This window comes from Pseudomonas sp. GW821-FHT02H06, from assembly GCF_059421525.1.
Genome location: NZ_JBWKVD010000023.1, coordinates 24,932 through 39,349, shown reverse-complemented (window position 1 = coordinate 39,349; position 14,418 = coordinate 24,932). Strand labels below are relative to the sequence as shown.

Genomic DNA, 14,418 nt, shown 5'->3' with positions numbered 1-14,418 from the left:
GCTCATGCGAAATAACCAGCCCATCACTCAACGCGAACGGACCTTCCCGGCGCAGCAACGGTTGATCTCCACCACCGATGCGCGCGGCGTCATCACCTATTGCAACGACGCCTTCATTGAAATCAGCGGTTTTTCCCAAGATGAATTGATCAAATCGCCGCACAACACCGTGCGCCATCCGGACGTGCCGACAGCGGTATTCGAACACATGTGGGCCACCCTCAAGCAGGGCCAGCCGTGGATGGGGATCGTCAAGAACCGCTGCAAGAACGGCGACCACTATTGGGTCAACGCTTACGTCACGCCAGTCTTCGAGAACAAACAGGTCGTGGGCTTCGAGTCCGTGCGTATCAAGCCGACCGCTGAACAGGTGCGTCGCGCCGAATCGCTCTACAAACGTCTGAACAGCGGCAAAAGCGCGGTGCCAAGCCGTGACAAGTGGCTGCCGCTGTTGCAGGACTGGCTGCCGTTCATCCTGGTGAGCCAGGTGAGTTTTTTGATTGGCGTGTGGCTGAATTCCCATTGGGGCTTCCTGCTCGCCGCCGCAGTGTCCGTACCGCTTGGCCTGCTGGGGTTGAGCTGGCAACAGCGTGGCCTCAAGCGCCTGCTGCGCCTGGCCGAGCAAACCACCTCCGACCCGTTGATCGCGCAGATGTACACCGACAGTCGCGGCGCACAGGCGCGGCTGGAGATGTCGATCCTCAGCCAGGAAGCGCGTCTCAAGACCTGCCTTACCCGCCTGCAGGACACCGCCGAACACCTCAACGACCAGGCGCGTCAGTCCGACACCCTCGCGCAGGCCAGCTCCACCGGCCTGGAACGTCAGCGCGTCGAAACCGAACAGGTCGCCACCGCCGTCAACCAGATGGCCGCGACCACCCAGGAAGTGGCCAATCACGTGCAGCGCACCGCTGACGCCACCCAGCAGGCCAATGAGCTGACCCGTCGCGGCCGCGAGATCGCCAGCGACACCCGCGAAGCCATCCAGCGCCTGTCGGCGTCAGTAGGCGAAACAGGCCTGACCGTGACCCAGCTCGCGAAAGACAGCGATGAAATCGGTGGCGTTGTCGACGTCATCAAAGGCATCGCCGACCAGACCAACCTGCTGGCCCTCAACGCCGCCATCGAAGCCGCCCGCGCGGGCGAAATGGGTCGCGGCTTTGCTGTCGTCGCCGATGAAGTCCGCCAACTGGCGCAACGCACCACCGAGTCGACCGGCCAGATCCACGCCCTCATCGCCAAGCTGCAACAGACGGCTACCAACGCGGTTCAGACCATGAACACAGGCCGGCGCCAGGCCGAAGAAGGCGTCGAGCAGGTCATGGAAGCCGACAGGGCGTTGGTAGGCATCAGCGACGCAGTGGCCAACATTACCGACATGACCACGCAGATCGCCGCCGCCACCGAAGAGCAAAGCTCGGTGGCAGAAGAGGTCAGCCGCAACATCAGCACCATCGCGCACCTGGCGGACCAGACCTCCGACGAAGCCCGTCGCTCTGCCACGCTCAGTGCCGAACTGACCCAAACTGCTCACACGCAATACTCCTTGGTGGAGCGCTTCAACCGCTGAGTGATTGGTGGGTTATGCGAAGGCCCCGGCAGATTGTCTGCCGGGGCTTTTTTGTTTGTGTTGGGGTTTAAGTAGGACATTTCTGAAAATCATTTGGGGAAGCAGTTTTTGGTTTGGAGCGGGGGTTTGGCTGTTGACAGGATTTGTAGAGCTCTATTAGTTGATTGTTGAAAGACGATAAATAATTACCACCATGGGTGGAGTATTTGTTGATCTAGATAATCAATTTAATGCTCGCTCTTTACAAACAGAGCGTAGCGATTTGTGAATGGAGATACATATGAAGTCGACAGGGCTAGTTGCACCTTCCGTACCGGTGGCTGACATCGATGGCCTCATACCGCTCGCCAATCTAAGCCAGGATATTTCTGTAGTTGTGGAGGCATGGGCGTACTCGGATGAAGGAGATGTTTTTCAGCTCATGATTAACGGCAGCATGGTTGGGCCGATTCAAACAATGCCCGTTCCGCTGCCAGCGCCAGGAACACCCTTGCCACTTACATTACCCATAGAACAACTGGAGAATGACGGCCCCTACAAAGTCGCTTATACGGTCACAAACGTGACAGGTGGCATTACCGTTGAATCGCCGTCGACCACAATTCGTATCGACCGCACCAAACCCGGCGCCACCCTCCTCGCTCCCCTCATCTTCCCCACCGCCACCTTCGGCGATCAACTCATTGGCCTGCTCCCTGGCTACGCCGGCATGGAACCGGGCGATGTCATCCAGACATTACTCAACGGCGTTGAAGGCCCGTCCCATCTGGTCGAGACGGATGAGCTCACCCTCCGGCCCGTCGAAATCGCTTTCAGCCGCGAAGACCTGCTAACCCATGCAGCCGAAACCGTGTCCATCGAGTACGTCGTCACCGACCGGGCGGGCAATGCATCCATCACCAGCCTGCCGACCCTGGTTTCACTTAAATTGTAACCAGCTTTCCCGCTATTCAACTGAATACTAAAAGTAACCACCTCCACGCTAATGCGTGGAGGTTTTGTCAACAAAATCGCCAGCGAAAAATAATTTAAATTATTTTTTGGCATCTCGATTCCACAGAACCTACATCTCCGTAGGAAGCGTCTGATGGACTATCAAAATTTTATAGACTACGCGCGATACATAATTATTTAAATCGCTCAAAAACACCGTGAAAAGCGCCGAATTCACATATCAAAAATATATTCAACCACGATTTTTTTTCGGAGAAGCCATGCAATCCCATGCACTTCGCTTGTTTGACAGTCCTATTTTTCGAATCGATCATAGGCATGTGCAGCGCCGCAGTCCTACAAGCAAGCGCCAACACCCAATCCTGTAATCCTCGCACTAGCGATCTGATCAAGGAGTTCCAATGGAAGATGAAACGGATATCCAGCCGCCACCCCACTCGCAGCCGAATGAGTCCGATAACGATAACAAGGTAACACTGCCTAACCCGAGAACTACCCGCAGGAAGAAAGGCAAATCACCCGACAAGAGTTCCATCCCGCTCTACGAAGATCTGCAGGCAATACCGCCCGCGGGCAAGAGTGCGGCTGAACAGGCGTTGGTCTACGCCGGCCAGCTTCAGAATGCCCCGGGATTTCCCTGGCATCACGAGATGAAGCACCCGCCTCCGGCGCCGGTATTCGAAGCGCCTTTCATCACCGGTGCCGACCCCGAAGGCCCGACCGACGCACAGCTGCACGTGGGCATCTACATCAATATCCCGCGCTCACCGAAGCTGTGGTTCGGGGATCACCTGAAGCTGCGCTGGGGCCACAACACCTTCTACACCACCATCGGCAAGGTAGAAGGCCGCAAAGGCCCTCGCCTGGTTCAGTACCTCAACAATGAAACCCTGGCGGACTACGAAAGCGGATGCGTCGAGGTGCGCTATGAAGTGGTACGGCGCGCCAAGCTCGTCGGCATTTCGGAAACGCTGACCGTCAACTTGCCGCGCCTGAGGAAGCGACGCGGCAAAGGCTCGCCTCCGGGCCGTCCACCGCGACGGCGCCGGATGCAGCCAAAACCCTAAGCCCACGTAAAAAAGCCCCGACTGCATCGCTGCAGCCGGGGCTTCAAAACCGCGTTTCAACTAGCTGACGCGCGCGTCAGAACGCCAGACGCACGCCCACGTTCGCACCCCAAGGCTGCTCGACATGCTCACCCTTCATGTAATCGAAATCAGCGTGCACCTGAAGTCGCTCGGACAGCGACACCGAAACGCCGGCGCCCAGTTCCGCCCGGGAGCCAAACAGATCGTTGTCGAAACGCTGACCGTTCACGCTGACGTCATTACTGCGGGAGAACTCGTGTGCCCACGCCACCCGTGCGTACGGTTTGACAACGCCGCCGTCCTTCAGGGCGAAGCTGCGTCCCACGGTACTGCCGACTTTACCCAGCACCGACTGCGTCTGGTTGGTCCTGGCCTGCATGCCGTTGTCCAGCGTGTAACTGCTGCCATCGATCCAGACGCTGGACACCTGCGCAAAAGGCTCGACGAAATACTCATCGGCCAGCTTTATATGCTTACCGACTTCCAGCGACCCGCCCAACGCCTTGCTGCTGTAATCGCCCTTGGCCTTGGTGCCATCGCTCATCGCCACCTTCGACTCGTTATGGAACTGGTTGAGTTTCAGCACGCCGTCCAGGTAATAACCGCCCTCCGACAACCACGTGCCATACGCGCCCATGTAGTAGCTGTCGACCTGGCCCGAAGTGCCTCGGCCGATGTCCAGATCCGACTTGCTGTAACCCCCCATCAAACCGAGCAACAGCTGACCGTTGCTCACCGGCACCGGCGCATCCGCACCGAACGACAGACCCTGTTGCTTCTGGCGGTAATCAACGCCGGAATCCAGCGCCGCATTGAAGCGACTGCCATACGTCCGCATCCAGCCGCCGCCCTGCTCCTGGCCACGCACTTCACCCATGCGACTGCGCAACGTCGTCAACTCGCTGTTCCACACTGTCGGTGCTGTGTTGAACAACGCCAGCGCACTTTTCGTGGACGGGCTGATCTCCTTGCCGGACCCGACGATGAACCAGTCCGTCCCCTGTCGCTCAAGCTCGTAGGAATACACCCCAAGATCCGCCCGACCGCCCACCAGCCCGAACTCGGCATCCCCGCCTTCGGTGTGAACCACCCGCAGCGGATCGAACTCGGCAGGTACTGCCTCGATGCCGGTGTTCTGAATACGCAGACGATGCCTGCCCGAGGCTTCCCCATTCACGCTGAGCAAATCACCGGTGCCGTCGTCCAGGTTGATACGCATATCGAACAGCCCAGAGCCGGACAGCTTGCCCAGCGAAAGCGAATGAAAGCCGTCTCCGGTGAAACCAACGCTGCCGCCGTCCATCGCAAGCGAGTTAACGCTGTTATCAGCCGCAAGCTGCCAGCGGCCACTGGAATCGATGGTCACTGCATTGCCATTGACGATATTCCCGTTCAACTGCCCGTGATTGCGCAGTACCACATTGAGGGTGCTTGTGTCGTCGGCGACGAAATCACCGGAGAGGGTGCTGTTGATCACTTTGACGTTCGCGGTGCTTTCTGACTGGACACTAATGAGTAATCCCGAATCTGACTCAAGGCTGGATCCATCGCGAATTATTATGTCCGCTGTCGTTTGTTGAGCCCTGCTGGAAAGCCTATCAACCACTACCGCGGCCCCAGTCCCAGCGCTTATTGAGGAATTAGTAATATCCAGACGGTTTTCCTGCGTGGTTATGTTAGATGCACCGTTAACTATGTAGATGCCGTTAACTTCACCAATGATGCTGCTGTTATCCGTAACATGTGCGACACCGCCGCTAAGACGCATACCTCCGGCCTTAGGCGCACCATCAGTACTCACGCCCTTTACTACTGAATTGGCGAGCCAAATCTCCCCGGTAGCGCCGACACCCAGCCCGTAAAAACTCCCAGTGATAGAGCTATTATTAACATGAGCTTGAGAGCGCGTGATCAGATCGGTTTCAGTAAGCAAAAGTTGCAAACCCAGCCCTTGTGCATTCTCAACCGTTGTGCCGTCTAGTTTCAGGTCTCCAGAGCTTACAGCAATCCCGTTCTTGACTAATCCAGCATGAACATTGACCTCCGAATGACTTATAGCGATGGAGTTAACGACTCCGCCTTCCAGGACATTTAATACCCCACCGTTCGTCACCAAATAACTCTGAGAGGGCGCCGAAGAACCCACGTTAACAATAGTGTCGTCGACTGGCACGAAGGATTCGTCGGATTTCTTGGGCTTTGGGAGGTCATAACTTTCGACATCCGCGAATTTGGTGAGCTCAAGCGCCTTAGGCAAATAACTAACTTGTTCAGCCCAAAGCGCTGGCGAAATCACGCCCATCGCCAACGCTAAAATATTTGGCTTAGCTCCCAATAGCAAAACTTCCCTGAGTGACGACACATCGCCTCCGATATCTGTACATGGAAAGCGACGAGTATGGGCGCGCTACCGACAACTAGGGAAATTGGCCAAAAAATATTGAGTAGGAAATATCCGAAAAGTACGAAGTCCGCGGACTACATCCCCGGCTCTGAAACGCTAGCAAAACCGAAGATTCGCGACCTGAAAAGCGCATGACTTTATTACGACATACAAATATTCATCTTACACCGGCCTGGCTTTCCTACAAAAACGAGGTTCTTGCTTCGTTGACAGGCCCGAGAAAAAGCTATTATTTAAATCAGGAATTGGCACTCCACCACTTCATAAAGATCCTGTCGGACGCACCCCAGTCCGAACAAAAAAAACGAACTCAAGGAATCAACATGTCCAACATTAAAACAGCACCGACCATCATCCACCCTCGTACCAGTCGAGAGCCGCTGCCATTAAAAGCACCCGACGTCGCAGTAGCATTTCACGACGCCGACAATCTCGGGTTGATTCCCGTGACGAACCTGAATGCGCCTGTAATTGTCGACCTCGAAGTGTGGGAGGCCGCCGAACCAGGATATACCTATCAATTAACATGGAACGGAACTCCGTCCGGACCGGAAAAGGTCATTCAGGCAAGTGAGAAACCGGGCGATCCCCTTACCCTCGAGATACCCGTCGACTTTCTCAAAGAGGGCGTCCATCGACTGACGTACCGGACCTACAGTCCTGCAGCCGACTCAGAAAATTTTTCCGACGAGTTTCCGATAGTTATCGACCGTACAGCTCCTGGCATGCCTCAGCTCGCCGCGATCCAGTTCCCTGTGGAAGTTCAGAATGGCCTGACGGCCGTTGAGTTGACCCAGTTGGGCAATAAGCTTGAGGTTCAGGTTGCTGGGTACACTGGCATGGCGAAGCATGACGTCATCCATACGTACTGGGGTGAGGTCGCCGGTCCGATAGCTGTCGTAGACCAAAATGACATGGGCCTCAACAAAGTTGTGTTCGACTTCGAGCGGGACTTTCTTGAATCAATTACATCCGGAAGCCACGATGTAATTTATCGGGTCGTAGACAGGGCGGGCAACATTTCTGAGGAGTCGCTTGCGGTAAACGTGTTGCTGTTGCTTGAGGAGATTCCGGAAAACTACCCTGCCCCTCTACTTGACCCTGGTATCGGATCATTGATCGACTACATGGAAGCCAAACCCGGAGTACAAGTTGATATTCCACATTACCCAGGGGCGGCAGCGTTTGATCAAATTACACTGCACTGGGGTGAGGATTATCCGATGCTTCCGGTCCAAATCCCCCCCGGCAACGAAAGCGAAGATATTGTGCTTTCCCTAAAGGTTTCTTACGAAACCTTAGCGGTGGCGCCGATAGGCAATGTTTCGATCAGTTACACCGTCACTCGACAAAATCAATTAAATGGTACTTCTCTGCCTACTGCCGTAGACGTGTACCTGACCTTGCCAGTACCTGAACCCTCAGAGGCGCCAATTATTCAGGGGACCAGCCTTGCAAGTCCAAACAAGGACGATAACTTCATTGATGAGGAAGATTACGAATACAACAGCAGGGCGATCATCCGCTGGACCGATTCATTCAAAGTGAATGATGACATCCATCTTTTTTGGGGAGATCAGCAGCGACTGCAATGGTACCAAATTAAAGAAGAAGATCTGATTGCGGCCTCGGATCTCGTTATTCCAGTCGCCAACTCGATTATGAAAGCGCAGGGCACCGGAGCCGAAATCCCGGTCCGTTACGCCGTAGCTCGACAGGGCAACCCTAACTTGACCCTATCCCCAAATCAGCGGGTTACCGTCCGCTCAAAAGAAAATCTTCCAGGTGGTCCCGAAGGCATCGAAGGCCCGACATTTAAGTTGAACCCGGCTGGCTATATCTCTCAGAGCGTAGCGCCTGACGGTACTGATGGGTACGTTGTGCCTTACGCTAATATCGCAGAGAATCAAAAGTTGTTTTTTACCTTCAGAGGTTTTGATAGAGAAAACAATCCGATCGATTCCGCCACCTACACCGCAAGTCGTGAGCTCGATGATCAAGACATTCTAAACGGGTACAGCTTTCGAGTTCCGTACAATATCTTGAGAACCATTTGCCGCGGATTTTGTGAAGCCTATATCAGGGTTGATCCAGCCCCCGATAGTAACCAAAGCTCAGTAACATCTAAGATCACTCGCGTACCTGTCGAGATGCGCGAGTCAAACGAAGCAGTCTGTTCCATTAACTAATCGAATTAGCGGACAGGACCGGTTCAACCGGACCTGTCTGCCTATCATCAAGAGGTAATATCAATGACATCGCAGCAACTCACCCGTGCAACCGCTCCCATTCTGCTAGCGCTGCCAACTATTCCAGCAGCGCTTGCGGGAGGATTAATCCCTAACGATGCGTTGAGCGCGCCGATTACTGTCAACTTTCCGGTTTGGCAGGCAGCTGAGCCGCAATACACTTATCAGCTTGTATTTGATGGGGAGCGCGTCTTGCCAGAAAAGGAAATTCTACCGACTGACAAGCCCGGCGACTTACTGACCGTACACATCCCTGTTTCGCTTCTCTCAGAGGGCACTCACGCCGTCTCTTACCGAGTCTATAGCCCGTTCAGCGATTCAGAAGTTTTCTCCGGCACAACCCCAATCCAAATCGACCGAACCGCCCCAGGCGCACCGCAACTCGGCCCCATCATTTTGCCCGACGTTATCCAGAATGGCCTCACCTCTTCCGAGCTGGAAGGCCTCAACAACATCCTTCCCGGCAAGATCGCAGGCTACAGCGGCATGGCCGCAGGGGACGAAATCCGCACCTATTGGGGTCCGATGGAAGGTCCGATGACCGTCGTTGATGCCAACGACATGGGCCTGAACCGGGTGATGGTGGACTTCACGCGTCCGTTCATGGAACTGTCGGACTGCCAGACTTCTCCGGTCACCTACACCGTGACCGACCGTGCGGGCAATGTGTCGATGGTCTCTGATCCGGTGATGATCCAGCTCGACCTGGGCATGCGCCGACCTCTGCCGGCACCGGTGATCCGCGAAGCCAAGGGTCAGGTGCTGGACCCAGCCGATGCCGCGAATGGCGCCACCTTGGTGATCGATGCCACGGCTGATCTGCGCGAGGGCGAAACGGTCGTTGCTCAGTGGAACGGTCCGAAGGGCAACGATCGCCAGGAGAAGATTATTTCGGCCGCCGAAGCCGGTCAGGTGCTGGCCCTGGTGTTCCCTAACAGCGTAGTCACGGTCAATGACGGGCAAAATGTCGAGGTGGCCTACACCGTAACCCGTACCAGCGGCATCGTGCAGGAGTCGGCCAAACTTGCGCTGAAGATCATGAGCGCCGCGCTGGAACTGCCCGCGCCAACCGTCGACACAGTCGGCCCGGACGGCATTCTGCGTCCTTCACTGATTACCGGCTGGGAAGCGATCGTGCGTGTCAGTTATCGCGGGATGGACCCTCGGGATCTGGTGCGAGTGCGATGGGTTGGTGCACGTACGTTTGAAACCATGATGATGAACGTCGGTGGCATGACCGAACTGGTTTTCGGCGTGCCCAAAATGCTGATCGAGATGAGCATCGGCAGCACCGCGACGCTGACCTACATCGTGACGCGCAATGGCGTCGACATGGAGTCTGTGCCGCTTCAGCTGTCGGTACGCGAGGGCATGATGTTCGACACATCACCGGTTACCCTGGCCGGTAAAATTTACCTGCTGCCCGCCCACCCTGCGTTGCTCCCGACCTTTCCAACGGGCACCACCGTCCATCGCATCGCCAGCGGCGGTCGCCCTCCTTATACCTATTCGACCAGCGATGCGAAGGTGGCCGTCGTAGCAGCTTCCGGCTGGACGTCGGTGCGCGGCAACGGCGTGGCAACCATCACGGTCACCGATTCAGCGGGCGAGCAGCAGAGTTACGACGTAACCGTCACCGGCGTCATCGAATGCCACGGCGTGGGCTCCGGCAACTACACCCAGATCTCCAACGCCGCCAACCGCATCGGCGCGCGCGTCCCGAGCATCCACGAGTTGATCGAGATCTATAACGCTTACGGCAATCGCTGGCCAATGGGCAATGCCAACTATTGGTCCTCCACCGTCGCCAAGAACGTGTTCGGCGCGAAGTGGTATTACGTGAAGAACCTCAACACCGGAAAGGACTACAAACTGCTCCACATCAATTCCAGCCTGGGCGTTGCTATTCGCTAATTAGCCAATTAGCTGATTCGCGAATCAGCCACTCACGCGCGCCAGCACGCTTCAGACATCCAAGCAGCACCTCCTTTCAAAGACGTCGTCGCCACCCGACGGCGTCTTACACCTGCAGCGCCCACGCCGCCCTTAAAATCCACTCAAGGAAACCTCAGAAAAATGCCCGCAAAACCTCCTCTTCAACGCCCGCAGGCACCGGCGGCGCGCGGCACGTTCAGCGCCACGGTCAACGGCCACCCCTTCATCACTCACCGCCTGAGCGCCATGGCGTGCCTGCGCCCGGGCCGGTCGGATCCGCTCACCTGCCGAATCTGGAAGATCCTCGCCACCGGCACGGTACGCCGGCACCGCACCATGATCGGCCTGTTCATTGACCAGACAGTGCAACCCGGCAGCTACAACTTGCTGCGCAACGAACAGATCACCGTCATCTACCACCTGACGCCCACGCGGATGGCGAAGATTTATCACTCCCGCGATCTGCAGCAAGGCAACCTGACGCTGGTGGGCTGCGATGCCACTTCAGGACTGCTGCACGGCAACTTCGAGTTTGCGGTCCCGACCAAGGACTTTCACGTGACCGACGGCCTGTTCGACCTGGTCTGTGACCTGAACGCCGAGGAACATCCCGCTATCCGATCAGCCGACGCGCCATAAGCTCGGCGATTTCCTGCATGCACGCCTCGACAGTGAGCCCCGATGATTTCAACGGTTTGAGGTCATGGTTGGCCGTCGGCACCCAATGCACCTCGATGGCCTTCGACAGCTCATACCCTTCAACCGCCTCTCGGTTGCCCAACGCATCGCGTTCGCCCTGCACGATCAGCGTCGGCGTCCGCAGTCCCGCCAGGTGCGCGACCCGCGGTTTCTCGGGTTTTCCCGCCGCGTAGAACGGATAGCCCAGACAGAACAACCCATCGGCTTCGACTTCGTCAGCGATGACGCTGGCCATGCGTCCGCCCATGGATTTGCCCCCGATCGCCACTCGCCCGCTCACACCCCCACGCACGGCGGCGTACACCTCATGCCAGCACTCCAGCAACTTCGGTTGGGGATTGGGCGGTCGTCTGCGCCCGTCGATTCGGCGCTGGGCCATGTAGGGGAATTCAAAGCGCAGCACGCCAACACCCAAGGCCGCCAGGCGCGTGGCGATGTCGTTCATAAAGTCGCTGTCCATCGGGGCGCCCGCGCCGTGGGCGAGAATCAGCGTCGATGGCGCGTCCGCTGCCTGGCCGGTTGGAGCGTCCCAGATCCAGCCGTGTTCTTGCGCCAGCTGCGCGCAGTGATCGGCCGTTCGCTTCGCCGCGTGTTGTTTGCTCATGCAGGTCTCTTTTACCAAAACATCGACCACCCGCCGACTGAGGCGAGCACCACGGCCGGCATTATGCAGCAACGTCGGCGTGCCATGAGCCTGCCCTCCGTTTGCCCTGCTCCGACAGCAAGGGTTCAGCTCCCGGGCGTTAGTCTGGCCCGGCACTTCGGCAACGAGCACCGAATCCTGAGCGCCCCAACCTGCACACAACCGGGCGGTTTCATCGACGGAATATGCTTTTTGTCCGCTCCGGACGATCACCCGTGACGATCGCCGGCCTTTCTGCCAGCTCGGGCCAAATATTTTTGGGCAGATAAAAGTGCCAATGTCAGCGGCTTTTTGTATACAACTTTGCAGTCGAAATGCTCTCTCGATGCACAGGAACGGCAGGCAGAGAAGCGTTTCAGCTATCTCCGGAAATGGTTGATCGCCGCGTCCCGCCAAGGACGCGGCAACTTTCCGTCGAGCGCGGCCAAGTGTCGCAGGCGCTGTTCCAAAGCCTTCCCTCCGCGATCATTCGCGTCTAAGCTGTGTCCGCACAGTGGACCGGCGACAGCTAGCCACAGGCCCAGCAACAAGATTGTGCCCGGCAACGCAGCCCTCTTGCAGACAAGCAGCCTCAGCGCTGTTTTCACCCGCAGGGTTGTATCCAATCCCTCCCACTCACGCGCGCGATCCAGCTCGACCTGTCTTCCTTCCCTCAGGCCACTCAGCCAGAACCCAATTGCGCTTCGGCAAACGGGCCTCTGCGTGCACCGCGTCCCTCGCTTCCGTCGATCCCGAACCACGCCACTGCGTGATGGGTTACGCGCGATCGAAGGTGCGGCTGTGACCACACTAATAAAATACACACCGTGGAACCTGACATGAGCACAGCACCCAGCCCGACTGCTTATAACTACAAGGTCGTCCGCCAGTTCGCCATCATGACGGTGGTCTGGGGCATCATCGGCATGGGCATGGGCGTCTTCATCGCCGCCCAACTCGTGTGGCCTGACCTGAATTTCGGTTTGCCGTGGACCACATTCGGTCGACTGCGCCCCCTCCATACCAACCTGGTGATTTTCGCGTTCGGCGGCTGTGCCCTTTTTGGCACCTCCTATTACGTCGTCCAGCGCACCTGTCAGGCGCGGTTGATCTCCGACGGCCTGGCGGCCTTTCACTTCTGGGGCTGGCAGGCGGTGATCATCGGCGCCATCGTCACCCTGCCGATGGGCTACACCACCACCAAGGAGTACGCCGAGCTCGAATGGCCGATCGCGATCCTGCTGGCGATTGTCTGGATCGCCTACGGCGCGGTGTTCTTCGGCACCATCGTCAAGCGCAAGACCCGACACATTTACGTCGCCAACTGGTTTTACGGCGCGTTCATCGTGGTGACGGCAATGCTGCACATCGTCAACCACATCTCGCTGCCGGTGAGCCTGTTCAAGTCGTACTCGGCGTACGCCGGCGCCACCGACGCCATGATCCAGTGGTGGTACGGGCACAACGCCGTGGGCTTTTTCCTCACCACTGGCTTTCTCGGGATGATGTATTACTTCGTGCCGAAACAGGCCGAACGCCCGATCTATTCCTATCGCCTGTCCATCGTGCATTTCTGGGCGCTGATCACCCTGTACATCTGGGCCGGCCCGCACCATCTGCACTACACCGCCCTGCCCGACTGGGCGCAATCACTGGGCATGGTGATGTCGATCATCCTGCTCGTGCCAAGCTGGGGCGGCATGATCAACGGCATGATGACCCTATCAGGCGCGTGGCATAAATTGCGCACCGACCCGATTCTGCGGTTCCTCGTGCTGTCGCTGGCGTTCTACGGGATGTCGACGTTCGAGGGGCCAATGATGGCGATCAAGACCGTCAACTCGCTCTCCCACTACACCGACTGGACCATCGGCCACGTTCACGCCGGCGCGCTGGGCTGGGTGGCGATGATCTCCATCGGCGCCGTCTACCACATGATCCCGAAACTCTATGGTCGTGCGCAGATGCACAGCATCGCGCTGATCAACACGCACTTCTGGCTCGCCACGGTCGGCACCGTCCTCTATATCGCCGCGATGTGGGTCAACGGCATCACCCAAGGCCTGATGTGGCGCGCCATCAACGACGACGGCACCCTCACCTACTCGTTTGTCGAGGCCCTGCAGGCCAGTCATCCGGGGTATATCGTCCGCGCATTGGGCGGAGGGATTTTCGCCAGCGGCATGCTGTTCATGGCCTACAACGTGTTCCGCACCATTCGTGCAGCGAACACGGAAGAAGCCGAAGCCGCCGCACAGATTGCCGTCGTGGGGGCGCACTGATGATCAAGCACGAAGCACTGGAAAAGAACATCGGCCTGCTGTCGATCTTCATGGTCATCGCGGTCGCGGTCGGCGGGCTGACCCAGATCGTTCCGCTGTTCTTTCAGGACGTCACCACCCTGCCCGTCGAAGGCATGAAGCCGCGCCCGGCGCTGGAACTCGAAGGCCGCGACGTCTACATCGCCAACGGCTGCGTGGGCTGCCATTCGCAGATGATCCGGCCGTTCCGCGCCGAAACCGAACGCTACGGGCACTACTCGGTGGCCGGTGAAAGCGTCTGGGATCACCCGTTTCTGTGGGGTTCCAAACGCACCGGGCCGGACCTGGCCCGGGTCGGCGGTCGTTACTCGGATGACTGGCACCGCGCGCATTTGAACAATCCGCGGGACCTGGTGCCGGAGTCGATCATGCCGGCCTACCCCTTCCTGGCGGACACCAGGATCGACGGCACGCTGACCGGCAAGAAGATGGAAGTGCTGCGCAGCCTGGGCGTGCCCTACACCGATGCCGACATCGCCGGCGCAGCCGACGCGGTGAAGGGCAAGACCGAAATGGATGCGCTGGTGGCCTACCTTCAGGGCCTGGGCACCCTCATCAAGAGCAAACGGTGATCGC

Annotated in this window: 10 protein-coding genes; 8 read left to right on the top strand and 2 right to left on the bottom strand. The window is 57.7% G+C overall.

Going from position 1 to position 14,418, the window contains the following annotated elements:
* Positions 1–4: 4 nt before the first annotated feature.
* The 3 genes from AC07VF_RS24885 (at position 5) to AC07VF_RS24875 (ending at position 3,591) form a co-directional block, all read left to right on the top strand.
* Complete coding sequence (locus tag AC07VF_RS24885) at positions 5–1,570, top strand: methyl-accepting chemotaxis protein (RefSeq protein ID WP_192174223.1); 1,566 nt, start codon at positions 5–7, stop codon at positions 1,568–1,570.
* A gap of 280 nt (positions 1,571–1,850) precedes the next feature.
* Positions 1,851–2,504 carry a hypothetical protein gene (locus AC07VF_RS24880; protein WP_495009886.1) on the top strand — a complete coding sequence of 218 codons (654 nt, stop codon included), beginning with the start codon at positions 1,851–1,853 and terminating at the stop codon, positions 2,502–2,504.
* Between the two features lie 421 nt (positions 2,505–2,925).
* Positions 2,926–3,591, top strand: a complete 666-nt coding sequence (locus AC07VF_RS24875) for a hypothetical protein (protein ID WP_282372832.1) — start codon at positions 2,926–2,928, stop codon at positions 3,589–3,591.
* Positions 3,592–3,667: 76 nt separating this feature from the next.
* On the opposite strand, the gene AC07VF_RS24870 is transcribed toward AC07VF_RS24875, so the two are convergent.
* Positions 3,668–5,089, bottom strand: coding sequence for an autotransporter outer membrane beta-barrel domain-containing protein (locus AC07VF_RS24870; protein ID WP_495009885.1), 1,422 nt, complete (start codon positions 5,087–5,089; stop codon positions 3,668–3,670).
* A gap of 1,058 nt (positions 5,090–6,147) precedes the next feature.
* Here AC07VF_RS24870 and AC07VF_RS24865 point away from each other — a divergent pair.
* From AC07VF_RS24865 to AC07VF_RS24855, 3 genes are all read left to right on the top strand, one after another.
* The gene (locus tag AC07VF_RS24865; protein ID WP_495009884.1) at positions 6,148–8,205 is read left to right on the top strand and encodes a hypothetical protein; all 2,058 of its coding nucleotides are present in this window, start codon (positions 6,148–6,150) and stop codon (positions 8,203–8,205) included.
* A 456-nt stretch (positions 8,206–8,661) separates the two neighbouring features.
* On the top strand, positions 8,662–10,179 hold the full coding sequence (locus AC07VF_RS24860) for an immunoglobulin-like domain-containing protein (RefSeq protein ID WP_495009883.1): 1,518 nt from the start codon (positions 8,662–8,664) through the stop codon (positions 10,177–10,179).
* A 162-nt stretch (positions 10,180–10,341) separates the two neighbouring features.
* Positions 10,342–10,839 (top strand): hypothetical protein, encoded by a 498-nt coding sequence (locus tag AC07VF_RS24855; protein ID WP_495009882.1) that lies wholly within the window; start codon positions 10,342–10,344, stop codon positions 10,837–10,839.
* Here the strand turns inward: AC07VF_RS24855 and AC07VF_RS24850 are convergent.
* Positions 10,814–11,503 (bottom strand): alpha/beta family hydrolase, encoded by a 690-nt coding sequence (locus AC07VF_RS24850; RefSeq protein WP_495009881.1) that lies wholly within the window; start codon positions 11,501–11,503, stop codon positions 10,814–10,816. The genes AC07VF_RS24855 and AC07VF_RS24850 overlap by 26 nt on opposite strands.
* Before the next feature lie 857 nt (positions 11,504–12,360).
* On the opposite strand from AC07VF_RS24850, the gene ccoN reads away from it, so the two are divergent.
* Complete coding sequence (gene ccoN, locus AC07VF_RS24845) at positions 12,361–13,803, top strand: cytochrome-c oxidase, cbb3-type subunit I (protein WP_495009880.1); 1,443 nt, start codon at positions 12,361–12,363, stop codon at positions 13,801–13,803.
* Positions 13,803–14,414: a cytochrome-c oxidase, cbb3-type subunit II gene (ccoO, locus tag AC07VF_RS24840; RefSeq protein WP_282372522.1), complete on the top strand. Its 612-nt coding sequence runs from the start codon at positions 13,803–13,805 to the stop codon at positions 14,412–14,414. The genes ccoN and ccoO overlap by 1 nt, the downstream gene beginning before the upstream one ends.
* The last annotated feature ends 4 nt before the right edge of the window (positions 14,415–14,418 follow it).

Coding starts and splice junctions, on each gene's coding strand:
- AC07VF_RS24885 (WP_192174223.1), top strand. CDS start 5: ATGCGAAATAACCAGCCCATCACTCAACGCGAACGGACCTTCCCGGCG.
- AC07VF_RS24855 (WP_495009882.1), top strand. CDS start 10,342: ATGCCCGCAAAACCTCCTCTTCAACGCCCGCAGGCACCGGCGGCGCGC.
- AC07VF_RS24850 (WP_495009881.1), bottom strand. CDS start 11,503: ATGAGCAAACAACACGCGGCGAAGCGAACGGCCGATCACTGCGCGCAG.
- ccoN (WP_495009880.1), top strand. CDS start 12,361: ATGAGCACAGCACCCAGCCCGACTGCTTATAACTACAAGGTCGTCCGC.
- AC07VF_RS24865 (WP_495009884.1), top strand. CDS start 6,148: ATGACTTTATTACGACATACAAATATTCATCTTACACCGGCCTGGCTT.
- AC07VF_RS24875 (WP_282372832.1), top strand. CDS start 2,926: ATGGAAGATGAAACGGATATCCAGCCGCCACCCCACTCGCAGCCGAAT.
- AC07VF_RS24880 (WP_495009886.1), top strand. CDS start 1,851: ATGAAGTCGACAGGGCTAGTTGCACCTTCCGTACCGGTGGCTGACATC.
- ccoO (WP_282372522.1), top strand. CDS start 13,803: ATGATCAAGCACGAAGCACTGGAAAAGAACATCGGCCTGCTGTCGATC.